This is a genomic window from Arhodomonas sp. SL1 (assembly GCF_052060015.1).
In the GTDB taxonomy this organism is placed as follows: Bacteria; Pseudomonadota; Gammaproteobacteria; order Nitrococcales; family Nitrococcaceae; genus Arhodomonas.
This window is the reverse complement of sequence record NZ_JBPODZ010000001.1, coordinates 581,999-606,699: the sequence shown is the minus strand read 5'-3', so window position 1 is coordinate 606,699 and position 24,701 is coordinate 581,999. Positions and strand designations below refer to the sequence as shown.

Sequence of the window (24,701 nt, the reverse complement as noted above, 5' to 3'; positions counted from 1 at the left end):
GCGACGCTTTCCCTGTACCAGCACCCGAGCGTAACGGTTCCCGAATCGATGAGTGATTTCCAACAGGAGGTCGCCCGGCGGCGTACCTTCGCCATTATTTCACACCCGGACGCGGGTAAGACCACCGTCACCGAGAAGCTGCTGCTCTACGGGGGGGCGATACAGATCGCCGGCACCGTCAAGGGGCGGAAGTCGGATCGCCACGCCACCTCCGACTGGATGGAGCTGGAGAAGCAGCGCGGCATCTCGGTGACCTCCTCAGTGATGCAGTTCCCCTATCAGGGACGTATCATCAATCTCCTCGATACGCCGGGTCACGAGGACTTCTCCGAGGATACCTATCGAACCCTCACGGCGGTTGACTCGGCACTGATGGTCATCGATGCCGCCAAGGGCGTCGAGGAGCGCACCATCAAGCTGATGGATGTGTGCCGGCTGCGCAGCACCCCGATCATGACCTTCATGAACAAGCTCGACCGCGAAGGCCGTGATGCCATGGAGCTGATGGACGAGGTCGAGGAGGTGCTCAGGATCCGCTGCGCGCCGGTGACATGGCCCATCGGCATGGGCAAGGGGTTCAAGGGGGTGTTCCATCTCCTCGACAATCGCGTGCACCTGTTCAGCCCCACCCACGAGGGCCGGATCAATGAAGGCGAGACCATCGAGGGGCTCGACAACCCCCGCCTCGACGAGGTGCTCGGCGATGACGCCGTCGCCCTGCGCGAAGAGGTGGATCTGATCCGCGAGGCGAGCAACGAATTCGATGTGGACGCCTATCGGCGCGGCGAGCTCACCCCGGTGTTCTTCGGCTCCGCGATCAACAACTTCGGTATCCGCGAGCTCCTTGATCGCTTCGTCGAGGATGCGCCGCCGCCACAACCGCGGGAGACCGAGACCCGGTACGTGGCGCCCACCGAGGAGAGCTTCTCCGGTTTCGTGTTCAAGATTCAGGCGAACATGGATCCCAACCACCGGGATCGCATCGCCTTCCTGCGGGTGTGCTCCGGGGTCTACGAGAAGGGGATGAAGATCCATCACGTGCGCATCGGAAAGGACGTGAAGATCGCCAACGCCATCACCTTCATGGCCTCGGACCGGGACAACGTGGCCAATGCCTACCCCGGTGACATCATCGGGTTGCACAACCACGGCACCATTCAGATCGGCGACACCTTCAGCCAGGGCGAAAAGCTCAAGTTCGCCGGCATCCCCAACTTTGCCCCGGAGCTGTTCCGCCGCGCCGTGCTTCGCGATCCCATGCGCATGAAGGCCCTGCAGAAGGGGCTGGTGGAGCTTTGTGAGGAGGGGGCATCGCAGCTGTTCCGCCCGCTGCAGGGCAATGACCTCATCGTCGGCGCCGTCGGTGTCCTGCAGTTCGACGTGGTGGCCTTCCGATTGAAGAACGAGTACGGGGTGGACTGCGCCTTCGAGCCGGTAAACGTGGCCACCGCGCGCTGGGTGGAGTGCGATGACCCCAAGCGGCTCGCGGAGTTCCGCGAGCGCAATGCCGCCAACCTCGCCGAGGACGTGGCCGGCAGCCTGACCTACATCGCGCCCTCCCGGGTGAACCTTCAGCTCACCGAGGAGCGCTGGCCGGAGATCCGATTCCGCGCCACCCGGGAGCACTGAGCCCCGGCCCGGCCAGGGCCGCTCAGGCGAGGGCGTCGCTGTCGGTGACGCGGACACCGGCGGCGGCGAGCGCCTCGCGAACGCTGTCATCGCCGCTCGGGTCCACGGGCCGGGTCAGGTCCCAGAGGAACACCGTCTCGAAAGCCGCCGCCGCCGCGTCCTCGGCGGTCCACTTCACGCAGTAGTCCCGGGCGAGGCCACAGAGGAAGACGGTTTCCACCCCACGTTCGCGGAGATAGCCGCCAAGGCCGGTGGGCGGGCGTTCACCGTCGGCGTCGAAGTTGTTGCGGAAGCCGCTGTAGCTGTCCACCGCCGGTTCCTCGCCCTTGCGCACGATCACCGCCGCCTGCTCCCAGGGCAGGTCGCGGTGTAGCTCGGCCCCGGCGGAACCCTGAACGCAGTGATCCGGCCACAGGACCTGATCGTGGCCGTAGAGCTCGATCACCTCGAAGGGCTCCCGACCGGAATGGCTGCTGGCGAAGCTGATATGCCCCGGCGGGTGCCAGTCCTGGGTGGCGGCGATCTGCCCGAAGCGCCCGCTGGCCATCAGCTCGGCGACTGCGGGCACGATCTCGGAGCCACCTACCGTGGCCAGGGCACCGCCTTCCATGAAGTCCGGCTGCATGTCCACCACCACCAACGCCGAGCGGCGCCGGTCTACCCGTACAGGCTGCTGTGCCGCCATTGCTTACCTCCCATCCTGTCTCCCGAGAATGGTGGCGAGGGTGGCGGCAAGCAACCCCTAGCCGCCGAAGCGGCCCACTTTGCCGCGGGCCAGGCTGTCGCGGATCTCGTCCATGATGGCGGGGTCGTCGATGGTGGAGGGCACCGGCACGTCTTCCTCCTCGGCCAGATTGCGGATCGTCTTGCGCAGGATTTTGCCGGAACGGGTCTTGGGCAGCCGGTCCACCACCATGACCCGGCGCAGCGCCGCGACCGCACCGATCTCGTCCCGCACCCGCTGGACCAGGGCCTCCTCTATGGCAGCGGTGTCGTCCGAGACTCCGTCCTTCAGCACCACGAAGCCCACCGGCATCTGGCCCTTGAGCTCGTCCGGCAGGCCCACGACCGCGCATTCCGCCACCGCGGGATGGGCGCCGATCACCTCCTCCATGGCCCCCGTGGAGAGGCGATGACCGGAGACATTGATGACGTCGTCGGTGCGTCCCATCACGAAGAGGTAGCCGTCCGCGTCGATGTAGCCCCCGTCACCCGAGAGGTAATGTCCGGGGAAGGTATCCAGGTAGCTGCGCTCGAAGCGCTCGTCGTCATTCCATAGCGTGGGCAGTGTCCCCGGTGGCAAGGGCAACTCCACGACGATATTGCCAATCTGCCCGGCGGGGGTGGGCTCGCCCTCGTCGTCGAGGATGCGGACCTTGTAGCCGGGGGAGGGGACGGTGGCGGAGCCCGGTTTGATCGGCATGGGCTCGATGCCAATCGGATTGGTGGCGATGGCCCAGCCCGTCTCCGTTTGCCACCAGTGGTCGATGACCGGGCAGTCCATGTGTTCGTTGAGCCATTCGTAGGTGGGGGGATCCAGGCGTTCGCCGGCGACGAAGACGTTGGCCAGGCCACTGAGGTCGTAGTCCGCCTTCAGCCGGGCGTCCGGGTCCTCCTTCTTCACTGCCCGGAAGGCCGTGGGTGCGGTGAAGAAGGTCTTCACGCCGTGCTCGGCGATCACCCGCCAGAAGGCCCCCGCGTCCGGCGTACGCACGGGTTTGCCCTCGTAGACGATGGTGGTGCAGCCCCGGATCAGCGGTCCGTAGACGATGTAGGAGTGGCCGACCACCCAGCCCACGTCGGAGGCCGCCCAATATACCTCGCCGGGATCGGTGTCATACACCGCATGCATACTGTAGTTCATGGCCACGGCATGGCCGCCATGGTCACGGATGACACCCTTGGGCTTACCGGTGGTCCCGGAGGTATAGAGGATGTAGAGGGGGTCGGTGGCGGCTACGGGTACCGGATCCACGGGCTCCGCTGCCGCCATGAGCTCGTTGTAGTCATGGTCGCGGCCCGCCCTGAGCTCCGCCTCCGCCTGCTCCCGCGGCACCACCACGGTATGCGCAGGCGGGTGTGCAGCGGTTTCCAGGGCCCGGTCCACCATGGGCTTGTACGGGATTACGCGGTCAAACTCGATGCCGCAGCCGGCGGTTACCAGGACCTTGGGCCGTGCGTCGTCGATGCGCACCGCCAGCTCGTGGGGGGAAAATCCGCCGAAGACCACCGAATGAATGGCCCCCAGGCGTGCGCAGGCAAGCATGGCGACCAGCGTTTCCGGGATCATGGGCATGTAAATGATCACCCGGTCGCCGTGCCCCACGCCGAGCCCCCGCAAGGCGCCGGCGAAGCGCGCCACCTGGTCCTGGAGCTCGCGATAGCTGATATGGCGTTTCGTTTCGGTAACGGGGGAGTCATAGATGATCGCCGCCTGCTCGCCGCAGCCCCGCTCCACGTGGCGGTCAACAGCCAAGTGGCAGGTGTTCAGGCGTCCGTCCGGGAACCAGCGGTAGTGGCCTTTCTCGTCCCGGGTGAGAATGGTGTTGGGGAACTCATACCAATCGATGAGGGCGGCCTGTTCCCGCCAGAAGCCTTCCGGGTCCTCCACGGAGCGGCGGTAGACATCCTGGTAGCGGCTCATGGCTCTCCTCCCTGTCCGTTGCGTGATCCGTTGCCGGTCCGGCGGACGCCCCATGGCGTCGCAAGGTCCCATTGGACCATAGTCCCCTATGATCGCGACATTGAATAGGTCAATCCACGTGTGCGTACAGGATTGTGCGATCAGCGCAGCGGCTGCGGGCGTTGGATGGCGTAGCCCTGGAGGTAGTCCATGCCCAGCCCGCGGAGGGTCTCGGTCAGCTCCCGTTCCTCCACCCCCGCCGCGATCACGCGCCGGTGGAGGAGGTGGGCCATCTCGGCGATGGTCCTCGCCATGGCGCGGTCCGCCTTGTCCGTGTCCACCCTGCGCACGAAGTGGGCATCCAGCTTGAACAGATCCACGGGGAGCAGGCGGAGGAAGTCGTAGGTCGCCAGCATGGTGCCGAAGCCGTCCACGCAGAGCTCACTGCCGAGGCTCCGGGCGCGTTCCATGAAATGCACGACCGCCTCCAGGTTGCCCGCCGCCACCGCCTCGGAGACCTCGATGCAGATCCGCGCCTGACCCTGGCGCCGCGCGGGGGCCAGCCGGCGTAGGGCGGCGAGGACCACGGGGTGGTTGATGCTCGCTGCGCCGAGGTTAACGTGTACCACTACCGGTTGGCCGTCCCGGCGGGCTAGGCGTTGCGCGAGGGTCATGCCGTGGCGCAGCATCACCGCGTCCAGTCGCGGCATCCGCCCACGTTGACGGGCCACTCCGAGGAAGCGGGCGGGGGTCAGGGTTTGATTGCCATTACTGTCGCGGAGGGCGGCGAAGAGCTCGTAGCGTTGCTCGGCATCGCCTTCCGCCGCGAGGGGCTCGATACGCTGGGCGCGCAGGGAGAGGTTCTCCGCCTCGATGGCGCCGTCGATCAGTCGACACAGCTGTTCCTCGTCGATGTCTGGTTCCGGGGAGGGCGGAGGGAGGGTCGTGGTGCGGCCCGGATTCTCCGCCCTTGTCTGGTCACAGACCTGGGAGAGCCGCTCGAGGAGATGCCCCGCCGTACCCTCGTCGGTGTCGATCACCATTACCACGGCGGTCACCGCACGCTCGTCGCGGCGGACGTTTCCGTCGATGCGGACCGGCAGCCGGGCGATGCTGCGACGCAGGCGCTCCGCGAGCATCTGTGCAGTCTCGTCGTCGGGGACATCGATCACCGCCGCGAACTCGTCGCCGTCGATTCTTGCGACGATGCCGGCGGCGCCGGCGGCACGCCGGACCAAGTTCGCGGCGCGACGGAGGAACCGGTCGCCGGCTGTATGCCCTGCCTCACGATTTACGCGTTCGAGGTCTTCCAGACCGAGCTGGACGATGGCATACCGCTGCCCCGCGCGATACTGGGCGAGCTGCTCCAGCGCCCGCTCGAACGCCTGGCGGTTGAGCATCCCCGTGAGTGGGTCGCGGGTGGCCTGCTGGATCAGTGCGTCGTGGGCATGGATGAGGGCCTGGCGCCATTGCCGTTCCGTGAACGGGGCCTCCAGGTCGTCGGCCACCCGGGCACCCCCCTGCAGGGCCGAGGCGAGCTCCTCGAGACCCAGCTGCCGAGCCTCATGGCCGCTGCGATCGACGAACACAAAGCGTTGACCATCACCGGAGATCCACTGAAGCTGCAGCGGCTCGTCCCCCTGCTCGGTGACCAGCCATTCCCCGACGCGGAGCAGCCGCGCGCGGGCCTCCCATAGTGACCCGACCGGGGGCTTATCGTTCTTGGAGTCGCCGTACTCGATGTATTCCAGGGTAATCGGCGCGGGCTCGCCATGGGAGATGGCGAGGACGACGGTGGCGATGGCGGCCACCGTCTCTTCCATCCGCGCGGTCAGGCGGCCGAACTGGTGGAGCTGATGGCGGATGTAGCGGATCACCCGATCCGGGTCGCGGATGGGGCGGGGTGGTTCGCCGTCGTGGCCCAGCCCCGTGAGCAACCGATCCACTACCGCCAGGCAACGGCGCCAGTTCTCATGGCGCTCCCCGTCGCGGAGCCGGATGAGCACCAGCAGTTCCCGCCAGCCGTTGTCCACCAACTCGGCGAGCAGCCGGGGTATGCGGCGCCCCTCCAGACGCTCGGCGAGCGCCGCGTCCACCAGCTCGCCAGCCCGCTCCAAGCGTTCCTGGCCGGCGATCTGTTCGGCCATACGGTCCATTTGGGTGCTGCGATCCTCCAGGGGGGGCGCCACCCGGCGCTCGATCTCCGCCGCGGCCTCCTGCAGTCGCTGTGGTGAGCCCTCGGCCATCGCCGCCTGTAGGGTGGCGTCCAGGGACTCGCGCAGTGGGGCGGCGGCGCTGGCGGGCATGCTGTCCAGGGCCAGGCCTGCCTTCTCCACGGCGTTCATGAGGCGATTCACGGGGGTGGCCGTACCCTCCAGGAAACCGCCGTCATTGAGTTGTTGTCGCGCCGCCAACACGGCGAGGCCCACGCTCCATTCCCGCAGATAGGCCGGGGTGGCCGGATCCGTCTGGATCTCGCGGAACCACTGTTCCACGGCAGCGAGCTGGGCGTGCTGACGCTCAGGGAGGTCCCTGAGGTCTAAGGCGTCGGAAAAGGGAACATCGCCCGGCGCCGACGGCATCGCACCTTCGAGACGCGGAAACAGTGCAGATGCGGCGGTCGATGACTGTGTGTCTTCCACGCCGGGCCCGCCGGCACTGGCGGTCTGCCGAGACCGGGCGAGCTCCGTGGTCAGCCCCTGGAGGGTCCGTGCGATGTCCGCCAGCTGCGGTGCCGCGGGCGTCCCTTCCTGGCTCGGCAGTGTCGGGAGGACCACCGAGTCCATATCGTTGGACAGGGCGCCGTCGGCAGTGATGTTCCCCGCAGTCGCCGGGAGATGGGGCAGGTGCCCGGCGCCGTGCCGGGTGCGTCCGCCACCGAGCATACGGATCTGCAGTGGCTCGCGTTCGGCCTCGGGCAGGATGTCCGCCTCGCGGAGCTCGTCGTTGATCGCCTCGTAGAGGCTGCCGAGGCGCTCCAGGACTTGCCGGGCGAAGCGTTCGTAAATGGTGCGCACGGCGATGGCTGGCAGCTGTTCCAGCGAAAGCACCTCGCTCAATACCCGCGCAAATCCCTCCGGCGCCAGGGGGTTGGAGGACTCATCCATGGGGGTGTCAAGGACGAAGCTGAGGCGGCGGTTGAGCAGGTGCATTGGCTGGCGGTTGCGGCCCTCGGCCTCGTTGACCAGCTCCGAGCGCAGCAGCCAGTCCTCGAACTCGCGATCATCGACGAGCTCCAGCTCATCCGGCGAGGAGGGTAGCTCCTCGGCCTCGCTTTCCTCCTCCGGCCGCCCCATGGCGTCCACCTCCGCGAACAGCGCCGCGCGGAACCGACCAGGTAACCCGGGGGCCTCCGTCCTCAGCCGCTGATACGCGTGAAAAACACTCGCCTGCTCGGCGGGATTGTGCATGCCCCGGGACCGTTGAAACAGCTCATCGATGACATCGTCGCTGAACCGCGGCAGGTGCTCCTCGCAGAAGGAGCCTGCGTGCTTGCGGCACAGCTCGCGGACCCACTCCGCCCGAGGGGTCTCCGCGCCTTCCCTGGGGCCGCGCTCGGAGGGTTCCTCCCCTCTGCCGGCGATGGACTGCAGCAGCGCAACCAGCTCGGTTTGCGGGTGATCAAAGGCGAGACCGAGGCCATTGCGGGAGGCCCGCGCAATCCGGGCGGCGATCTCGCGGGTGCTGCCGCGCACTGGATCGTGGAAGCGGACATGCAAGCGCGTATCCTCCGGCCGGCTTATGGCGTAACCGGATTGCCCCGGGGTGGCAAACATGCCGCCGACGCAGATGTCCTCGATGCTTGCCGGTACCCGTTCGCCCTCGGCGAAACGCAGCTCCGCCGGCCAGCGTATCGGGTGACGGCGGTAGGCTCGACGCTCGCGGCTCATGATTCCGGCGGCCCCTCGCCGCGGGCTGCCCGGTGCAGGGCGGCGAGGAGGTCTTCGCGGGCAACAATGCCGGTCAGCCGGCCGTCGGCGAGGACCGGGAAGGCCTTGTTGCGCATCTCCACCATTCGCTGCAGGGCACGGCTTAGCGGTAGCTCCGGCGGCACCCAGAGCGGGTCCGCGCTCATGTACTCGCCGACGGTGCGGGTCATGATCTCCTCGTAGGGCGGCACGATATGCGTCGGGTCCAACTGGAAGGCGGCGAGCAGGTCCAGCTTGGTGATCACGCCACGCAGGGTGGTGGTGCCTTCTTCGACCACCGGCACGCTATTGAAATCGTATTCCGCGAACAGGGCATCGAGGGCCGACAGCGGCCGGTCCGGGGTAATGGTGACCACGTCCCGGACCATGACGTGGTGCACCTTGTAGGCCAAAAACGGATACATGACACCTCCTGTCCGCCTGATGCCGTTCGGCGACACTACGCGCCAAAGATACCGTATCGGGCCATCCGCTGCCGCCCCCCGCGGGCAATTTCCGATCACTCCTCCCGGATCGGCACCAGCTCCAGGCCGACGCGCCGGTTCTGCTGGCGCCCGGCCTCGGTGTCATTGTCGGCGACGGGATAGTCCTCGCCGAAGCCCCGCGCGATGATCCGCCGCCCGTCAATCCCGCGGTTGCGCAGGTACCCGGCCACGGTTTCCGCCCGCCGAACGGACAGGCGCTGATTGTACTCCGCAGGCCCGGTGCTGTCGGTATGCCCCTCCACATTGATCAGTGTCTTCTCATACTCCTCCAGGACCAGCGCCACCGAGTCCAGCACCTCGAAGAACTGCGGGCGCAGGTCCGCGCTATCCGTGGCAAAGGTGATGTTGCCGGGCATGTTGAGGACGATGCGATCGCCCTGACGGCTAACACTCACCCCGGAACCCTGGAGCTTGCGTCGCAACTCCGCCTCCTGGCGGTCCATGTAGTTGCCCACCGCCGCGCCCGAGAGCCCGCCGATGCCCGCCCCGATGAGCGCATGCTGGCGCCGCTCGGTGGCATCGTCGCCGGTGGCCAGCCCCACCACGGCCCCGGCGAGGGCACCGATGGCCGCGCCCTTGGTGGTGCTGCTGGTCTTGGGCTCACCGGTGTAGGGGTCGGTTGTCTGACAACCCACTAGGAGCACCGCGACCAATGAAGCGGCGGTAAAGGCTTTTTTGGAGCGGATCATGGGCGTTTCCTCTATGTTTTTGCTATGATGATGTTGCGTCGCAACACGGCGAGCTGTCTGTCAACTGCGGCCAGCGGCATGTTGCGCATGTTCCGCAACAAAACGGCGGGTTTGCAATATGAGCGATGAATCACGTCCCGGCGGCGGTTCGGTTGTCGTCGTCCGGCGACTGCTGTGGCAGGAGCGTGACGCGTTCGCCGAGCATCTGCAGCGATTGCCGGAGCACGATCGTTATCTGCGCTTCGGCGGGCATGTCAATGAGGCCCTCCTGGAGAGTTATGCCCGTCAAGGGGGCTGGCCACGGCGGACGGTGTTCGGGGTCTTCGTCGGCGACGATCTGCGCGCGGCCGGCGAGTGCCAGATCCTCTCCGGCGAGCAAGCCCGGGAGGCCGAGCTCGCGTTCAGTGTGGAGCCGAGCCTCCAGGGCCGCGGGATCGGCACCGCACTGTTCGCCCGCTTGATCACCTTCGCGCGGAATCGGGGTCTCCGGCGCGTCTATCTCACGACGATGCGCCACAACCGCCCCATGCGCAGTATCGCCCGGAAATTCGGTATGGAGCTCCGTGGCGGCGACGATGAGCTGGAGGGACGCCTGGAGCTCGTCTCACCCGATCCCGCCTCGCTCTGGGACGAGGCGCTGCAGGAGGGCGAGGCGTGGCTTTGGACGACGTGGCGCGAAGTGGTGTTGGCGGGGATACGGCTACCCTAGTCGCGCTGCGCCGCATCGGCACGCCGATGCACCTCCGGGAGCACCTCGGCGGCCGGGCTGGGGATGCGGTAGTCCACCAGTGTGGAGACGGGGGTCTGATCGGGGTTGATCTCCGCCGTCGGAACCCCTTCCGCGGCGGCGAGGCGCAGGGGCTCGACGATGTAGGGAAAGAGGCTGCTGGTGCCGATGGATAGGACCAGGTCGAACCCTACCTTCAATGCCGCGCGCAACTCGGCGATGGCCTCGTCGGGGAGCATCTCGCCGAACAGCACCACCGGGGGACGGAGCACCGCGCCGCAGGCCGGGCAGCGGGGCGGGACCTGAAGGGCGGAATAATCCACCGGCGCCTCGCGGTGGCTGCAGGCAGTGCATAGCAGCGCGTCCATGCGCCCGTGGATCTCCAGGACCCAGCGGCTGCCGGCGGCCCGGTGTAAACCGTCGACGTTCTGGGTCAACACGCACACCTCACGGCCGTCGGCCTCTATGGCCGCCAGCGCCCGATGGCCGGCATTGGGTCGGGCGCTGCTGCCCGCGCGCCCCAGTGCGGCCAGATAGCGCCAGGTGATCTCCGGGTTGCGGGCGAATACCTCCCCCGACAGGGCGGCCTCCACGGGCATTCCCTCATCGGTTTCGCCGCCCTCGTAGAGCCCGCCTATGCCACGGTAGGTGGGCAGACCGGAGTCGGCGGACAGCCCCGCTCCGGTGATCGCGAGCACCCGCCGTGCACCGAGCAGCGCATGGGCGAGGGCGTCCACCCGGTGGTCATGGCCCCGCAAGGTGTTCAGGCGGCCTCCATGTCGGCCCGGTAGCTGCCCTGACGGGCCGCCCCGTTCAAGCGGGCGCGCTGCAGGAAGGCCTGCTGGGCCGCTGCGATGTTCTCTGCCTTGCCACGCCAGGCCTGCTGGGCCGGTTCCTGGAGCGCGCGGCCGTAGGAAAACGTCAGCGCCCAGGGCTTATCACCACCGGCGGCGTTAATGGCGTTGAGATTGGCGGTGGCCTCCTCGGGGGACTGGCCGCCCGAGAGGAAGGCGATGGCGGGAACGGCCGCCGGCACGGTCCGGCGCAATACCCGCAGGGTGTGCTCGGCGACTGCCTCCGGCGTGAGCCGTTCCCGCTCCTTGCCCGGCAGGACCATGTTGGGCTTGAGCACCATGTGCTCGAGGCGCACACCATAGCGATAAAGCGCGTCGAAGACGGCGCGCTGTACCCACTCCGTTACCTGCGCGCAGCGCCCCACGTCATGGTCGCCGTCCATGAGCACCTCGGGCTCAACGATGGGTACCATGCCCGCCTCCTGGACCAAGGCGGCGTAACGGGCCATCACCTCGGCGTTGGCGGTGACCGCCAGCGGCGTCGGATTGTGGGCGCCGATGACGTAGACGTTGCGCCACTTGGTGAAGCGAGCGCCCTGCTCGCGATAGGTGGCCAGGCGTTCGGGAAGGCCGTCGAGCCCCTGGGTGATCTTGTCGCCGGGGGCGTTGACCAGCTCCAGGGTGCCCTTGTCTACCTTGATGCCGGGGGCGATACCGGCGGCCTCACAGATCTCTGGCAGGGTCCGGCCGTCGTCGCTGCGCTGGCCCAGGGTCTCCTCGAAGAAGATCACGCCACCGATATGTTCCTCGATGCCGTCGGCGGTGACCAGCAGGGAGCGGTAGGTGCGCCGGGTCTCCTCGGTGGACTCCACGTCGATGGCTTTCAGCCGCTTGGCGATGGTGCCGAAGCTCTCGTCGGCGGCAAGGATGCCCTTGCCCGGGGCGGCCATCCGCTCGATGGTATCCTCGAGTTCGCGGTAGTCGGTCATGGGAAAGAAACCTCCGTGGAATCGTGCCCCACCGGCCCGCGCATCGGGGCGCAGTCGGGACGATGGGTGTTTGTTCTCGGTATTGTACGAGCTGCGGCCGGTGATTCGGAACTCCGGCATTCCCCCGCGGCCCGCGGGGCCTATATCCTAATGACTGCAATGGTGGGCGATCCAGTGACCGCGGAGGAGAGCATGCTGCCGAGCGCCGAGAGTTACGAGGCCCTGTGCTGCGCGTTCCGCTGGCGTATCCCGGACCGCTACAACATCGGTGTGGATGTGGTCGACCGCCACGCCGATGCGGACCCCGAGCGGCTTGCCTTGATCCATGAACGCGGTGACGGAGCAGTGGAGCGGTGGCGGTTTACGGATATCCGTGCCGCCTCCAACCGCCTGGCCAATGCGCTGCTCGGACTGGGTCTCCAGCGCGGTGACCGCATCGGGGTGCTGATGTCCCAGAGCCCGGAGACCGCCATCGCCCACACGGCGATCTACCGCGCGGGCGCTATCGCGGTGCCGCTGTTCACCCTGTTCGGTCCGGAAGCACTCGCCTACCGGCTCGGTGACTGTAGCGCCCGGGCGGTAATCACCGACACCGCCGGCATGGAGACACTGGCGGGGATCCGGGACCGATTGCCCGATCTGGAGCATGTCATCGTCGCCGGAGTGGAAGGGGGAAGGGGGCCGGCCGGCGTGCAGGCGTGGGATTCCCTCCTCGAGCGGGCCAGCGACCGGTTCCGCCCGGCGCAGACCCGCGCGGACGATCCGGCGCTGATCATCTACACCTCGGGGACCACCGGGCAGCCGAAGGGCGCGCTGCATGCCCATCGGGTGCTGCTCGGTCACCTGCCCGGCGTGGAACAGCCGCATGAGGGTTTCCCCCAAGCCGGCGACTGTTTCTGGACACCGGCGGACTGGGCCTGGATCGGCGGCCTGCTCGATGTGCTTCTGCCCGCTTGGCATCACGGCGTCCCCGTGGTGGCCCACCGGGCGCGGCGTTTCGACCCCGAGGAGGCCTTTGCCCTGATGGCACGCCACGGGGTGCGCAACACCTTTCTCCCGCCCACGGCGCTGAAGATGATGCGGCAGGTCCCCGATGCCGCTCAGCGCTTCGGACACGATCTCCGCTCCGTGGGCAGTGGCGGGGAGACGCTGGGCACGGAGCTCCTCGAATGGGGGCGGGAGACCCTGGGGGTGACCATCAACGAGTTCTACGGCCAGACCGAGTGCAATCTGGTGATCGCCAATCGTGCGGGCCTGATGCCCGTCCGCGCCGGCTCGATGGGGCGGGCCGTGCCGGGCCACCGGGTCGGTGTGGTCGATGAGCAGGGCCGCGAACTGCCGGCCGGAGAGACCGGGGCCATCGCGGTAGCGGCGCCGGACCCGGTGATGTTCCTCGGCTATTGGGGCCGCCCAGAGGCCACCGCCGAGAAGTTTCGCGGGGAATGGCTGGTTACCGGCGATATCGGCAGCCGGGACGACGATGGGTATTTCCGCTTCGTCGGTCGGGACGACGACATCATCAGCTCCGCCGGCTACCGCATCGGGCCGGGGGAGGTGGAGGATTGCCTGATGCACCACCCGGCCGTGGCCATGGCGGCGGTGGTCGGTAGCCCGGATCCGGTACGCGGCCAGCTGGTGAAGGCCTTTATCGTGCCGCAGCCCGGCACGGAGACCGGCGGGGCCCTTGTCGAGGAGATCCAGCGGTTCGTCCGCGAGCGCCTTGCCGCCCACGAGTATCCGCGGGAGGTGGAGTTCGTCGATCAGCTGCCCATGACGACCACCGGCAAGATCATCCGCCGCGAGCTGCGCGAGCGCGAGGAGGCCCGCAAGGGGCGGTGAGCGGTTGCCCCCGCATCAGTCCGGTTGGTCCGCGGCCTCCACGCGGCGGCGCAGCCGCAACAAACCCCAGCCTACCACCGCGACGACCACAGGAATGCTCAGCCCGGTGATGAGCTCCGCCGAGATCGGCACGCCGGCGGCCTTCACCGCCTTCGCAGCGTAGCCCACCAGGCTGACGCTGTAGTAACTCAGGATGACCACGGACAGGCCTTCCACGGTCTGCTGCAGGCGCAGCTGCAGCCGGGCGCGGCGGTTCATGGAGGCCAGGAGGTCCCGGTTCTGCGCCTCCAGGGCAACGTCGACCCGCGTCCGCAGGAGATTGGCGGCCCGCGAGACCCGGCGTGATAACCGGTCGAGGCGTTCGCCGGTGGCCCGGCAGGTGGCGACTGCCGGGGCGAAGCGGCGCTCCATGAACTCGTCGATGGTGGCCACGCCCTCGATGCGCCGCTCCCGCAGGGCCTCGATCCGGCGCCGCACCAAGGTGGCATAGGCCTCGGTGGCGCTGAAGCGGAAGCTGGTGGTGGCGATGGTGCGCTCCACGCGGGCGGAGAGCCGGGAAAGGGTGTCGAGGAGCGCGTGCTCTTCCTCGGGGTTACCCGGGTCCGCGAGCTCCCCGGTCAGGGCACCGAGCTCATCCTCCATGGCCTCGATATCGGGGTTCATGGCCCGGGCCCGGGGGAAGGCGAGCAGCGCCATCATCCGATAGGTCTCGATCTCCAGCAGGCGCTGGACGACGCGTCCCCCTTGGGCGCCCCGGAGGCCATGATCGACCACCAGAAAACGGATGAATCCGCATTCGTCGGGATGGAAATCCGTCCACGCCGAGGCGGCGCCACCCGCGCAGTGGGACCCCGCCAGGCTCTCGGAGCGGAAATACTGCGGGACCGCCTCGCTATCGGTTTGCACGGTCCCCGCCTCGGTCAGCCAAAGGTCGCAGGCGGCGAGCAGGTCGCCGGGGAGGCTGTCCAGCCATTCGGCCGGCGCGTGACGCAGCGGATGGGCCGCGAACGGCGTAGGACCGCCGTCGCCCATCAGGAACGTATAGGTTACGAACTCTGTGTGGCGCTCCCAGCGGATGCGGCATCCTGGCGCGTCGATGACCCAGTGGCCGGCACCCTCGTCCGGGGCCGGGGCATTGAGCAGGCGGCACAGCCGGGTCACCGCAGCGGTCGGGTCGGCGTCGGGTTCGCCAGTTCCGTCGGTACCCGTGTACAAGGCGATCTGTGCCACCTGCAGCGGCGCCCGCAGCATCTCGAACGGGCGTGCGTGGGCCTCGCCGAGCAGCTCGGGGCGCAACGGGTGCGGGGTGAGGCCGGTTGGGTCACGTCCCGGGGGAGACTGTCCGTTCATGGCCTGATGCTCCTGTCCTTACCGAGTACCGGAGATGCGCCGATCGCGCCGGGAAGGCTATCATGCCCGCGTTCATTGACCGGGAGTCGTGATGCTACAACGTGATACCAGCCTGCCGCCGGCGGTGCTCGCCCTGCTCGTGATCAATGGGCTCGCCTTTCTCGCCCAAGGTATGGTCGGGATGGTCGCCGCCGACCAGCTCGCCCTGTGGCCGCTGGGCACGCCGGATATGGCCCGAACGATGGGCGGGGTGATGCGGGTCCCCGACTTTCAGGTTTGGCAGCTGGTGACCTACGGGTTCCTGCATGGCGGGCTGTTCCACCTGTTCGTGAACATGTTCGCCCTGTGGATGTTCGGCACCTCCATCGAACGCACGCTGGGGACCCGCCCGTTCCTTATCTATTACTTCGTCTGTCTCGTCGGTGCCGGCCTCATTCAGCTGGTGGTGGCTACCATGGCGGCGCGCAACGGCATGATCTATCCGACGGTGGGGGCCTCCGGCGCGGTGTTCGGTATCCTGCTGGCGTTCGGGATGCTCTTTCCGAACCAGCCGGTGGTGCTGATCTTCCCCCCCATCCCCATGAAGGCGAAGTACTTCGTCATCCTATACGGCGCCTTCGAGCTCTTCGCCGGTGTCACCAACACCTTCTCCGGCGTCGCCCACTTCGCCCATCTGGGGGGGATGGCCTTCGGGCTGCTGATGATCCTCTACTGGCGTGGCCGCCTGCCCATCAAACCGCGCCGGCGGCTGATGCTCTGAGCGTTGCGGCTGCACCGCCGGTGGTTTCTCTGGCATAGTCGGGGCGTTGGGCGTTTGCCCTGTCGCCGACAGTGACCATAATCAAAGGCAGGGTCCGAGACCGGACCGATTCCACACAGGCCAACAAGGAGTAACAAGCATGGCTAGCCGCATCGACAACCAAGTCGCGCTGGTGACCGGCGGTTCCCGCGGCATTGGCAAGGAGATCGCCCTGGAGCTGGCTCGTCTGGGGGCCCGGGTCGCCATCAATTACAACAGCAGCGCCGATGCCGCGAATGCCGTTGCCGAGGAGGTCAAGCAACTGGGCAGTGAATGCCTGGTCCTACAGGGAAACGTTGCCGATAAGGATGAAGCCCGCGGCCTCGTCCACAAGACCATCGACCACTTCGGGCAACTCGATATCCTTGTAAACAATGCCGGGATCACCCGGGACAAGACCCTGAAGAAGCTCACCGACGAGGACTGGGAGGAGGTGATCAACACCAACCTCAACAGCGTCTACTATACGACTAGTGCCGCCTACGCCAGCATGATGGAGCGCAATTACGGGCGCATCATCAATATCAGTTCCTTCGTCGGGCAGGCCGGTAATTTCGGGCAGACCAACTACGCCGCGAGCAAGGGTGGGATCATCGCCTTCACCAAGAGCGCGGCGCAGGAGTTCGCCAAGCACAACATCACCGTCAACGCCATAGCGCCCGGGTTCACCGAGACGGAGATGCTCAAAAAGGTTCCCGAAGAGGTCCGCGAGAAGATCCTGGCCAAGATCCCGATGCGCCGCTTCGGAGAGCCCAACGAGATCGCGCGGGCGGTGGTGTTCCTGGCCGCCGACGGCGACTACATCACCGGCCAGCAGATCAACGTCAACGGTGGCGTCTACATGTGAGCCGGGCCGGCCCCGCCCACGGCGGGGCCGTTGACCCGCTCAGGTGAGCAGCTCCCGGGCTTGGGCGGCGTCCATATTGCCACCGGTGATTACCAGTGCGCTGACGCCTTCCGGGGCGTTCCGCGGGAGCGCACCCTCTATGAGGGCCGCAAGCCCGACCGCTGCCCCCGTTTCCACGTAGAGTCGCCCGCGGGTCAGCAGATCCCGAGTCGCATGGGCGATGGCGTCGTCGCTGACGGTGACGATGTCGTTCACCCACTGCTGGCTCGCCGCGTAGGTATATTCCCCCACGACCGCCGGCGCGAGGCTGGGGGCGATCGTGTGTACCGATTCCAGGGTGGCCGCTGATGAGCCCTGGTCCCAGGCGTTGCGCATGGTGGCCGCCCCCTCGGGTTCGACCCCGATAAGCTCGATGTCGGGTCGCTGGCTGCGGATGGCGATGCCGAGCCCTGAGATCAGGCCGCCGCCGCCGATGGGGCAGATGACCCGGCCAAGCGAGGGGATCTGCTCCAGCATCTCCAGCCCCACGGTACCCTGGCCCGCCATGATCCGGGGATTGTCATAGGGGTGGACGAGGGTGAGATCCCGGGCCTCGCAGAGGCGGTGGCACTCGGCCACAGCGGCGCGTATGTCGCCGTGGAGGATGACCTCGGCACCGAAGGCGCGGGTGGCCTCCACCTTCATCTCGCTGGAGCCCTCCGGCATGACCACAGTGACTGGCACTCCGCGTTGTTCCGCGGCCCAGGCGAGGGCCATGGCGTGATTGCCGGCAGAAACCGTGATCAGGCCGTTACGCGTTTCCTCGTCATCGGCGGTGGTGATCCAGTTGAGTGCGCCGCGGACCTTGAACGAGCCGGTGCGCTGGAGATTCTCCGCCTTCAGCCATAACGGCATCCCCAGCTTTGCCCCCAGATCGTGGGCGGCGAAGGCCGGGGTCGGCGCTATGGACGGCGCGATCCGAGCCGCCGCCTCGCGGATGGCCCCGACGTCCGGTAGCGCCGTGGTGCTAGCGGACGCAGGCATCGCGGTTCACCGTGGTGAGGAATTCGCAGCCCTGCTCGGTTACGACGACGGTGTCGGAGAGGAAGGCGTCTCCCTGGCCGGAACCCAGCAGCCAACTCATCAGGTGGAAGACCATCCCCGGTTTCAACCGCAGATCGGAGTCCCGTCGCAGCCCTACCGGGACCCCACTGCCGGACCAGCTCGGCGGATAGCCGATGCCCACCGAATACCCGCAGTGATGGCGGTGGTAGTGGGAGAGGCCGTTGCGGTCAAGTACCCCCTGCCACGCCTCGTAGACGTCGCCGGCGGCGACCCCGGGGGCCATGGTCCTGCCCGCCGCCATCATCGCCTCCTGACAGATTTCGTTTATGCGCTGCGCCTCTGCCGGCTGCTCACCGACGAAGACCAGCCGTCCCATGGGCGCGTGGTAGCGGCGCACGCAGCCAGACATCTCCAGGAACAGCAGGTCACCATGCACGAGCTCGCGATCTTCCCAGGTGCCGTGCTCGTGGTCGAGATTGCTGGTGGTGCGCACCAGTGGCACAAAGCCCGGGTAGGTGCCGCCGCGCCGGAACATGGCATCGTAGATGGCGGCCATGATCTCCTTGGCGTTGATTCCCGTGCCAGCAGTGGCAATGGCCGAGAGCATCATGGAGTCGGAGATGGCCGCGGCATGCCGGGTCAGCGCCAGCTCGTCGGGGGACTGCACCAGGCGGACGTCGTCCACCAGGCTGCCGATATCCTCCCAATTCGCCTCCGGGGTGCCCTCGATGATTCCGTCGAGCACCGCATAGGGCAGGAAGGTGCTGGTCTGGTCCACGGCGATGTGGCCGCTCGCCAACCCCGCGTCGCGGAGGGCGCGCACCGTCTCGCGAACCGCCGCCGAGCTCATCAGTGGCGGGCGGCGCCGCGGCTCCCGCGTGATCTCGCCCGACGCTGCCGTCAGCGTCAGCGAGTCGCCGTCGCTGTCATCGGCATCGGGCGCGGTGCCATCGGTATAGCCAATGTGGATCAAATCGGGCACTTGGTCGCGAACCACCGCCCGTTCCATCGCCCGTGTCACCAGCATGGGCTGTCCCTTGGCGGGGAAGATGAGCAGCTGGCAGGCGAAGTAGCCCATGTGGTCCAGACCAGAGAGATAGTTGATGTTCTCCGGGCTGGCGATGAGCAACGCGTCCAGACCGCGTTCGGCCATGCTCTGGCGTACCAGGCGCCGGCGCCGCTCATACTCGGCGTCGGAGAAGTAGCGACCGTTCGCCTGCTGCATGGACTGCATCCTCCTTCTTGTCGTTCACCAAAGATGGCTATGATGGCGCGAATCGAGGCATAACGGAAAGGGGCCGCGGCAACTTTTGCGCACCTCCGATCGGACGTGGTAAGCGGGAGTGCAAAGACGGCCGCCGGCGCCGGTGACTTCGTCCCGTGGCTATCCACAATGGCTGTGGACAAGCCTGTGAAAGAATGGCGGACAACGGTGGTAAGTGGTTGCCGCAGCGGGCGTGCCTTCGGATTGACCGGAAACTCGACAGAACTTTATAAAATAGCATTCAGTCAGTACGTTAAAATAATTACCTCGATATAAACTCAAGTCCTGGCCGCTAACTTGCGGCCGGCGCGGAACTACGGAGGTCGCCTGTGCACGGAATTGAGCCCGCAAACCCTGCCGGTGGGGCGGTGTTCCTCGATGCCGCCTCGCTGGATCGCGGTGACCTGGATCTTACCCCGCTGGAGGATGAGCTGCCGGGCCTGATGTATCACCCGACCACCACCCCGGCGGAACTGCTGGAGCGGGTAGGCGACGCCTGGTGCGTCGTGGTCAACAAGGTGGTACTGGACGCCGGGTTCTTCGCGGCTTTCCCGGCGTTGGAGCTGGTATGCATCGTCGCGACCGGGACCAACAACGTGGATCTGGAGGCGGCGAAGCGGCACGGGGTCACGGTGGTGCACTGCCAGGGCTACGGTACGCGTTCCTTGGCCCAGCATGTGCTCGCATTGATCCTCATGCTGGCCCGCAGCATTCCCGCGTATACTCGGGACGTCGAACAGGGCCGTTGGAGTGCGTCGCCGCATTTCTGTCTGCTCGACCACCCCATCCTGGAGATCCAGGGACGGCGGCTGGGGCTGGTGGGCCACGGGGCCATCGGCTCGGAGGTGGCACGGCTGGCGGAGGCGGTGGGCATGGAGGTCGTGATTGCCGAGCGCCCGGGCGCGCAGCCACGCCCGGGGCGGCTTGCGTTCGATGAGGTCCTGGAGAGCAGCGACGTGCTCAGCCTTCACTGTCCCCTCACGGATCAAACCCGCGGTCTGATCGGGAAGGCGGAGCTTCGACGGATGCGGCCGGGAGCCTACCTGGTGAACACCGCACGAGGCGGGATCGTAGACGAGGGCGCCTTGTTGCAGGCCCTCCGGGATGGCGAGATTGCCGGGGCGGCACTGGACGTGATCGACGGCGAGCCACCACCGGCGAATCACCCGCTGATTACGGCGCAACTGCCCAACCTCCTCGTCACCCCGCATTGCGCCTGGGGCAGCCTGGAGGCGAGACAGGCCATCGTGGCCCAGACCGCCGAGAACATCGCGGCCTGGCGACGGGGGGAGCCGCTGCGCCAGGTGGTCGCGGGTGCGCCGCGCTGATGTCGATACTCCGGCAGTGGTGGCGGCGCCGGCAACTGGCCCGGCATGCCATCCCGGATGCCCTTTGGCGCTCGGCTACGGCCAGCGATGCCGTCCTCGGCGAGGTCGATCCGGCCTCCCGTCGGCGGCTGCGCGATCTCGCCACGCTGTTCCTGGCGCAAAAGGATTTCTACGCCGCCGGGGGTGGGGAGCTGGAGGAGGCGCAGCTGGTACGCATCGCCGCCCTCGCTGCAGTGCCCGTACTAGGACTGGATATCGACTGGTATCGTGGCTGGCACTCGCTGATCATCTATCCCAGCGGTTTCCTTGCCCGCCATCAGGATGTGGACGACGCCGGTGTGGTCCACGACGAGGAGCGTGCACTGGTGGGCGAGGCCTGGGACAACGGGCCAGTGGTGCTGTCCTGGGAGGATATCGTCGCCGGGGGTGCCCGTGATGGCTGGAACGTGGTGATCCATGAGCTGGCACACAAACTGGATATGCTCAATGGCGAGGCCAACGGCATGCCGCCGCTGCACCCGGGAATGGACCGCCGGGCCTGGACGCGGGCGTTCACCGAGGCCTTCGAGGTCATCGGAGGAGCAGTGGACCGCGGGGAGGAGCCGGTGGTGGACGGCTACGCGGCGACGGATCCAGCGGAGTGCTTCGCAGTATTCAGTGAGACATTCTTCGAGACCCCGGAACGGACCGCTCGGCACTTCCCGGCGGTCCACGAACAGCTGGCGGCCTTCTACCGGCAGCGGCCGGGAATGGGGAGGGAGTAGCAGATGAGCGAGATCAGTATCGTCACCGGCGGCGGCAGCGGCATAGGTCGCGCCCTTGCGCTCCGGCTCGCCGGCGGCGGGATGCCGGTGCTTGTGGTCGGCCGCCGTGACGGTGCCCTGGAGGCGACCGCCGCAGCCGCAACGGGCATCGAGACGGTGGTGGCGGATGTAGGTTCCGAGGCGGGGCGTTCCGCCGTCGTCGCGGCCGTGGGCGGACGCCGCGTGCGCTATCTGGTGCACAATGCGGGGGTGTTGGAACCGGTGGGCCCGCTGGCACGTGTCGGGCTGGCGCAGTGGCGCGCCAATCAGGCGGTCAACGTGGAAGGCCCGCTGTTCCTCACCCAGGGGCTGCTGCCTCTGTTGTCCGGTGGCAGGGTCCTCCACATCTCCTCCGGGGCGGCGCACCGGGCGATCCCGGGCTGGGGGGCATACTGCACGGCCAAGGCCGCGCTGCACATGCTCTACGCGGTGCTGCGCGAGGAGCTCGCCGAACAGGGCATCGCGGTAGGCAGCTTGCGGCCAGGGGTGGTGGACACACAGATGCAAGCGCTCATCCGCGGCCAGGACGAGGAGGATTTCCCGGCCGTCGAGCATTTCCGCGCCCTCAAGGCACAGGGCGCGCTCGAGAGCCCCGAGCGGGTGGCGGCCTTCGCCGCGGCGGTGCTTGCCGAGACCGACGAGACCAGCTTCAGTGCACAGGAGTGGGATATCCGTGAGCACGGCGGACGTTTCGGAATCCATTGACCCGCGCTGGTGGCCGGCGCGTTCCTATCCCCTGAGCCTGGATGGCCACACCCACACCGTCCACGAGTGGCCAGCGGTCGAGGAGGCGGCAACGGTGGTGCTACTCCACGGCTGGATGGACACCGGCGCGGGGTTCGGGCCCCTCGCCGCGGCCCTGGGCGAGGAGTGGCGTTGCGTCGCGCCGGACTGGCGGGGTTTCGGCGACAGCGCCCGCAATCCCCAGGGTCGCTACTGGTTCCCCGACTATCTGGCCGATCTGGATCGGTTGCTTGACGGGCTGTTGCCCGACGGCGAACCGGTGATCCTGGTGGGCCACAGCATGGGCGGCAACGTCGCCGGGCTGTACGCCGGAGTGCGCCCGGAGCGGGTCCGGGCGCTGGTTTCACTGGAAGGATTCGGGCTGTCCCGGACGGACCCGGCTAGCGCGCCGGTGCGTTACCGCCAGTGGCTGGAGGCCCTCACCCAGACCCCACGGTTGCGGAGCTTTCCCGATTTCGGGGCACTCGCGGGGCACTTGCGCCAGCGAAACCCGGAGATGCCGGCCGCCGTTGCCGCCTTTCTGGCCCACTGCTGGGGGCGCGAATCCGCCGGACAGATAGTGCTGCGCGGTGATGGTGCTCATCGTCGGCCGAATCCGGTGCTGTATCGGCTCGACGAGGCGATGGCGTGTTGGCGGGAGATCACGGCCCCTGTGCTCTGGCTCTGGGGGCGCGAATCCGGTATGGCCCGCCGTCAGCGCGATAGCGATGACTGGCACGAGCGACTCGCCTGCTTCCAACGCCTGGAGACCGGGGAGGTGGCGGGTGCCGGCCACGCCCTGCACCAGGAGCAGCCGGAGGAAACCGCCCGGCAAATCGGCGATTTCCTCCGCTGCCTACCCGGGCACGCGATGCTCAGGGGGTGATGAGGATCATGCCCTCCCGAAGTCGATCCGGGTCCTCCAAGACGTGGTCATTGGCTTCGAACAGGGCCGGCCACTGATTGGCGTCGCCGTACAGGCGGGCGGCGACGGCACCGAGGCTGTCGCCCGGGCGGACCTCGTAGAGCCCGGTGCCCTGCAGCCGTGCAACCAGGGACTGCCGCGCGCGGAGCCGCTCGACTGCCTCCGAGAGCGCCGATTCCGACGCCTCGTCGTTACGCACGGCCTGGTGGGTGTCGCGGAAGTGGGCCGCGGCCTCAGCCGCCGCCTCACGGGCCTGCGCGAGATTCGCGTCACCCCCCTCCGCCGGGGTTAGGCGGACCCGCAGGTCCTCGAGGGACTCGCCCCGGTCCTCCACCCGCTCACGTGAACTGGCAAGCTCGCTGCGCAGGCGCTCGCGTTCCGCGTTACGCTCGGCGAGGCGTTCCTCAAGGCTTTGGACCTCCGCCTGCGCCGCCTCGCGCTCCTCGCGCAGGGAATCCTGCTCCTCCAGGGCCTGTTCCAGCGCGGCCTCCAGGTTGTCGCGATCCGCGCTTAGCGCATCGATGCGTGCCTCCAGCTCCGCGGCCATCTCGTCGCGCTCGGAACGGGCCTCAGCGAGGGCGTCCTCGGTGGCGGCAAGCTCTTCTTCCAGCGAGGACACCTGTCCCTGGAGTTCGTCGCGGGAGCCGGTGAGCGCCTCGACCTCCGATTCCAGCTCGCCGACGCGTTGCTCGCGCTGTTCGACCGCCGTGGTCAGCTCGTCGCGCTCGCCACGGAGCTCTTCCACGCGGGTCTGCAGCTCGGTGTTACGCTGCTCGGCGGCCGCCAGCTGCTCCTCGGCATCGGCAAGCTCCGCGGACAGGGATTCGCCCTCGGAGCGCGCCTCGGCGAGGGCCTCCTCGGTGGCGGCAAGCTCTTCTTCCAGCGAGGACACCTGTCCCTGGAGCTCGTCGCGGGAGCCGGTGAGCGCCTCGACCTCCGAATCCAGCTCGCCGATGCGCTGCTCGCGCTGTTCGACCGCCCCGGTGAGCTCGTCGCGCTCGCCACGGAGCTCTTCCACGCGGGTCTGCAGCTCGGTGTTCCGCTGCTCAGCGGCCGCCAGCTGCTCTTCCGCATCGGCGAGATCCGCGGACAGGGATTCCCCCTCGGAGCGCGCCTCGGCGAGGGCCTCCTCGGTGGCGGCAAGCTCCTCTTCGAGCCCGGATACTTGCTCGCGGAGTTCGTCGCGGGACTGGGTGACGGACTCTAGCTCGGACTCGAGCTGGGTAACCCGCTCCTCGCTGCGGTCGAGCTCCGCGGTCAGCTCATCACGTTCGTCGCGGAGCTGTGCGACTCGCTCCTCGAGCTCCGAGTTGCTCTGTTGTGCCGCCGCCAGCTGCTCCTCGGCATCGGCGAGTTCCCCGGACAGGGATTCCCCCTCGGAGCGGGCCTCGGCGAGGGCGTCCTCGGCGCTGGCCAGTTCTTCTTCCAGCGTGGATACCTGATCACGAAGCTCGTCGCGGGATTGCGCGAGTCCTTCGAGCTCGGTCTCCAGCTCACCGACGCGGCGGTCACGCGCCTCAAGCTCCGTGCTCAGCTCCTCGTGTTCACCGCGAAGTTGCTCCAGGCGGCCCTCAAGCTCTTCAATCCGTCCGCGGCGCTGCTCGCGGTTCTCCTCTGCAGTGGCGGCCCGTTCCCGTGCCTCCTCGAGCTGGCCGCGCAGGCGTTCACGTTGCTGTTCCGCCTCCTCGAGCCGTGACCGGGCCTGCTCCAGCTCGGAGCGGACCTCTTCCAGCCGCTGTTCCTCCGTGGCCGCGCCGTCACCCTCTTGGGCAAGCAGCATCGGGGCACAAGCCATCGCGATCGAGAAGCCGACCGTCGTGACGGCCCGGGGGAAGAGTCGGTGGCGGGATGCGGACGGGTTTAGCCGGGTCATTGGGAGCCTCCTCGTTGGTGTGCCGTGTTCCGTTACATTCG

General features: G+C 67.7%; 20 protein-coding genes. 9 read left to right on the top strand and 11 right to left on the bottom strand.

Annotated features, from left to right (window positions below; genetic code table 11):
* The first annotated feature begins 48 nt into the window (after nt 1–48).
* Nucleotides 49–1,629, top strand: a complete 1,581-nt coding sequence (locus tag ACQ754_RS02890) for a peptide chain release factor 3 (protein ID WP_440995482.1) — start codon at nt 49–51, stop codon at nt 1,627–1,629.
* 22 nt (nt 1,630–1,651) lie between these two features.
* On the opposite strand, the gene ACQ754_RS02885 is transcribed toward ACQ754_RS02890, so the two are convergent.
* The 5 genes from ACQ754_RS02885 to ACQ754_RS02865 all read right to left on the bottom strand — a co-directional run bounded on the left by ACQ754_RS02885 (nt 1,652) and on the right by ACQ754_RS02865 (nt 9,355).
* Nucleotides 1,652–2,314: a nicotinamidase gene (locus ACQ754_RS02885; RefSeq protein ID WP_440995481.1), complete on the bottom strand. Its 663-nt coding sequence runs from the start codon at nt 2,312–2,314 to the stop codon at nt 1,652–1,654.
* 57 nt (nt 2,315–2,371) lie between these two features.
* Nucleotides 2,372–4,273, bottom strand: a complete 1,902-nt coding sequence (locus ACQ754_RS02880) for a propionyl-CoA synthetase (RefSeq protein ID WP_440995480.1) — start codon at nt 4,271–4,273, stop codon at nt 2,372–2,374.
* A 140-nt stretch (nt 4,274–4,413) separates the two neighbouring features.
* Complete coding sequence (locus ACQ754_RS02875; protein WP_440995479.1) at nt 4,414–8,142, bottom strand: DUF1631 family protein; 3,729 nt, start codon at nt 8,140–8,142, stop codon at nt 4,414–4,416.
* Nucleotides 8,139–8,585: a CBS domain-containing protein gene (locus ACQ754_RS02870; protein WP_440995478.1), complete on the bottom strand. Its 447-nt coding sequence runs from the start codon at nt 8,583–8,585 to the stop codon at nt 8,139–8,141. The genes ACQ754_RS02875 and ACQ754_RS02870 overlap by 4 nt, the downstream gene beginning before the upstream one ends.
* 95 nt (nt 8,586–8,680) lie before the next feature.
* Nucleotides 8,681–9,355, bottom strand: coding sequence for an OmpA family protein (locus tag ACQ754_RS02865; protein ID WP_440995477.1), 675 nt, complete (start codon nt 9,353–9,355; stop codon nt 8,681–8,683).
* A 118-nt stretch (nt 9,356–9,473) separates the two neighbouring features.
* On the opposite strand from ACQ754_RS02865, the gene ACQ754_RS02860 reads away from it, so the two are divergent.
* Nucleotides 9,474–10,064 carry a GNAT family N-acetyltransferase gene (locus ACQ754_RS02860; protein WP_440995476.1) on the top strand — a complete coding sequence of 197 codons (591 nt, stop codon included), beginning with the start codon at nt 9,474–9,476 and terminating at the stop codon, nt 10,062–10,064.
* On the opposite strand, the gene ACQ754_RS02855 is transcribed toward ACQ754_RS02860, so the two are convergent.
* Together ACQ754_RS02855 and ACQ754_RS02850 are read right to left on the bottom strand one after the other, a co-directional pair.
* Nucleotides 10,061–10,840 (bottom strand): NAD-dependent deacylase, encoded by a 780-nt coding sequence (locus tag ACQ754_RS02855; RefSeq protein WP_440995475.1) that lies wholly within the window; start codon nt 10,838–10,840, stop codon nt 10,061–10,063. The genes ACQ754_RS02860 and ACQ754_RS02855 overlap by 4 nt on opposite strands.
* A 5-nt stretch (nt 10,841–10,845) precedes the next feature.
* Nucleotides 10,846–11,865 (bottom strand): class I fructose-bisphosphate aldolase, encoded by a 1,020-nt coding sequence (locus tag ACQ754_RS02850; RefSeq protein WP_440995474.1) that lies wholly within the window; start codon nt 11,863–11,865, stop codon nt 10,846–10,848.
* Nucleotides 11,866–12,057: 192 nt separating this feature from the next.
* Between ACQ754_RS02850 and ACQ754_RS02845 the strand changes: the two genes are divergently transcribed.
* Nucleotides 12,058–13,704 carry an acyl-CoA synthetase gene (locus tag ACQ754_RS02845; RefSeq protein WP_440995473.1) on the top strand — a complete coding sequence of 549 codons (1,647 nt, stop codon included), beginning with the start codon at nt 12,058–12,060 and terminating at the stop codon, nt 13,702–13,704.
* Between the two features lie 15 nt (nt 13,705–13,719).
* Here the strand turns inward: ACQ754_RS02845 and ACQ754_RS02840 are convergent, their stop codons facing one another.
* Complete coding sequence (locus ACQ754_RS02840) at nt 13,720–15,054, bottom strand: DUF3422 family protein (protein ID WP_440995472.1); 1,335 nt, start codon at nt 15,052–15,054, stop codon at nt 13,720–13,722.
* Between the two features lie 91 nt (nt 15,055–15,145).
* Here ACQ754_RS02840 and ACQ754_RS02835 point away from each other — a divergent pair, with 91 nt between their 5' ends.
* Both ACQ754_RS02835 and fabG read left to right on the top strand, forming a co-directional pair.
* A complete protein-coding gene (locus ACQ754_RS02835) occupies nt 15,146–15,814 on the top strand; it encodes a rhomboid family intramembrane serine protease (RefSeq protein ID WP_440995471.1) in 669 nt (222 codons plus the stop codon).
* A gap of 139 nt (nt 15,815–15,953) precedes the next feature.
* Nucleotides 15,954–16,700 carry a 3-oxoacyl-[acyl-carrier-protein] reductase gene (gene fabG, locus ACQ754_RS02830; protein WP_440995470.1) on the top strand — a complete coding sequence of 249 codons (747 nt, stop codon included), beginning with the start codon at nt 15,954–15,956 and terminating at the stop codon, nt 16,698–16,700.
* A gap of 39 nt (nt 16,701–16,739) precedes the next feature.
* Here the strand turns inward: fabG and ACQ754_RS02825 are convergent, their stop codons facing one another.
* Nucleotides 16,740–17,723 (bottom strand): threonine/serine dehydratase, encoded by a 984-nt coding sequence (locus ACQ754_RS02825; RefSeq protein ID WP_440995469.1) that lies wholly within the window; start codon nt 17,721–17,723, stop codon nt 16,740–16,742.
* Nucleotides 17,707–18,969 carry a M24 family metallopeptidase gene (locus ACQ754_RS02820; protein WP_440995468.1) on the bottom strand — a complete coding sequence of 421 codons (1,263 nt, stop codon included), beginning with the start codon at nt 18,967–18,969 and terminating at the stop codon, nt 17,707–17,709. The genes ACQ754_RS02825 and ACQ754_RS02820 overlap by 17 nt, the downstream gene beginning before the upstream one ends.
* Nucleotides 18,970–19,337: 368 nt before the next feature.
* Between ACQ754_RS02820 and ACQ754_RS02815 the strand changes: the two genes are divergently transcribed.
* From ACQ754_RS02815 to ACQ754_RS02800, 4 genes are read left to right on the top strand one after another with little or no spacing between them, the layout of a single operon-like run.
* Entirely contained in the window at nt 19,338–20,336 is a 999-nt protein-coding gene (locus ACQ754_RS02815) for an NAD(P)-dependent oxidoreductase (RefSeq protein ID WP_440995467.1), read from the top strand.
* A complete protein-coding gene (locus tag ACQ754_RS02810) occupies nt 20,336–21,100 on the top strand; it encodes a zinc-dependent peptidase (RefSeq protein WP_440995466.1) in 765 nt (254 codons plus the stop codon). The genes ACQ754_RS02815 and ACQ754_RS02810 overlap by 1 nt, the downstream gene beginning before the upstream one ends.
* Nucleotides 21,101–21,103: 3 nt before the next feature.
* Nucleotides 21,104–21,844, top strand: coding sequence for an SDR family NAD(P)-dependent oxidoreductase (locus ACQ754_RS02805; RefSeq protein ID WP_440995465.1), 741 nt, complete (start codon nt 21,104–21,106; stop codon nt 21,842–21,844).
* On the top strand, nt 21,813–22,748 hold the full coding sequence (locus ACQ754_RS02800) for an alpha/beta fold hydrolase (protein ID WP_440995464.1): 936 nt from the start codon (nt 21,813–21,815) through the stop codon (nt 22,746–22,748). Before ACQ754_RS02805 ends, ACQ754_RS02800 begins: the two co-directional genes overlap by 32 nt.
* Here ACQ754_RS02800 and ACQ754_RS02795 read toward each other — a convergent pair.
* Nucleotides 22,738–24,660: a hypothetical protein gene (locus tag ACQ754_RS02795; RefSeq protein WP_440995463.1), complete on the bottom strand. Its 1,923-nt coding sequence runs from the start codon at nt 24,658–24,660 to the stop codon at nt 22,738–22,740. The two genes, ACQ754_RS02800 and ACQ754_RS02795, sit on opposite strands and share 11 nt — an antisense overlap.
* Between the last annotated feature and the right edge of the window lie 41 nt (nt 24,661–24,701).

Excerpts from the sequence above, each read along its gene's own strand:
- ACQ754_RS02890 (WP_440995482.1), top strand. The coding sequence starts at position 49 with ATGAGTGATTTCCAACAGGAGGTCGCCCGGCGGCGTACCTTCGCCATT.
- ACQ754_RS02885 (WP_440995481.1), bottom strand. The coding sequence starts at position 2,314 with ATGGCGGCACAGCAGCCTGTACGGGTAGACCGGCGCCGCTCGGCGTTG.
- ACQ754_RS02880 (WP_440995480.1), bottom strand. The coding sequence starts at position 4,273 with ATGAGCCGCTACCAGGATGTCTACCGCCGCTCCGTGGAGGACCCGGAA.
- ACQ754_RS02875 (WP_440995479.1), bottom strand. The coding sequence starts at position 8,142 with ATGAGCCGCGAGCGTCGAGCCTACCGCCGTCACCCGATACGCTGGCCG.
- ACQ754_RS02870 (WP_440995478.1), bottom strand. The coding sequence starts at position 8,585 with ATGTATCCGTTTTTGGCCTACAAGGTGCACCACGTCATGGTCCGGGAC.
- ACQ754_RS02865 (WP_440995477.1), bottom strand. The coding sequence starts at position 9,355 with ATGATCCGCTCCAAAAAAGCCTTTACCGCCGCTTCATTGGTCGCGGTG.
- ACQ754_RS02860 (WP_440995476.1), top strand. The coding sequence starts at position 9,474 with ATGAGCGATGAATCACGTCCCGGCGGCGGTTCGGTTGTCGTCGTCCGG.
- ACQ754_RS02850 (WP_440995474.1), bottom strand. The coding sequence starts at position 11,865 with ATGACCGACTACCGCGAACTCGAGGATACCATCGAGCGGATGGCCGCC.
- ACQ754_RS02845 (WP_440995473.1), top strand. The coding sequence starts at position 12,058 with ATGCTGCCGAGCGCCGAGAGTTACGAGGCCCTGTGCTGCGCGTTCCGC.
- ACQ754_RS02840 (WP_440995472.1), bottom strand. The coding sequence starts at position 15,054 with ATGAACGGACAGTCTCCCCCGGGACGTGACCCAACCGGCCTCACCCCG.
- ACQ754_RS02835 (WP_440995471.1), top strand. The coding sequence starts at position 15,146 with ATGCTACAACGTGATACCAGCCTGCCGCCGGCGGTGCTCGCCCTGCTC.
- fabG (WP_440995470.1), top strand. The coding sequence starts at position 15,954 with ATGGCTAGCCGCATCGACAACCAAGTCGCGCTGGTGACCGGCGGTTCC.
- ACQ754_RS02825 (WP_440995469.1), bottom strand. The coding sequence starts at position 17,723 with ATGCCTGCGTCCGCTAGCACCACGGCGCTACCGGACGTCGGGGCCATC.
- ACQ754_RS02820 (WP_440995468.1), bottom strand. The coding sequence starts at position 18,969 with ATGCAGCAGGCGAACGGTCGCTACTTCTCCGACGCCGAGTATGAGCGG.
- ACQ754_RS02810 (WP_440995466.1), top strand. The coding sequence starts at position 20,336 with ATGTCGATACTCCGGCAGTGGTGGCGGCGCCGGCAACTGGCCCGGCAT.
- ACQ754_RS02805 (WP_440995465.1), top strand. The coding sequence starts at position 21,104 with ATGAGCGAGATCAGTATCGTCACCGGCGGCGGCAGCGGCATAGGTCGC.
- ACQ754_RS02795 (WP_440995463.1), bottom strand. The coding sequence starts at position 24,660 with ATGACCCGGCTAAACCCGTCCGCATCCCGCCACCGACTCTTCCCCCGG.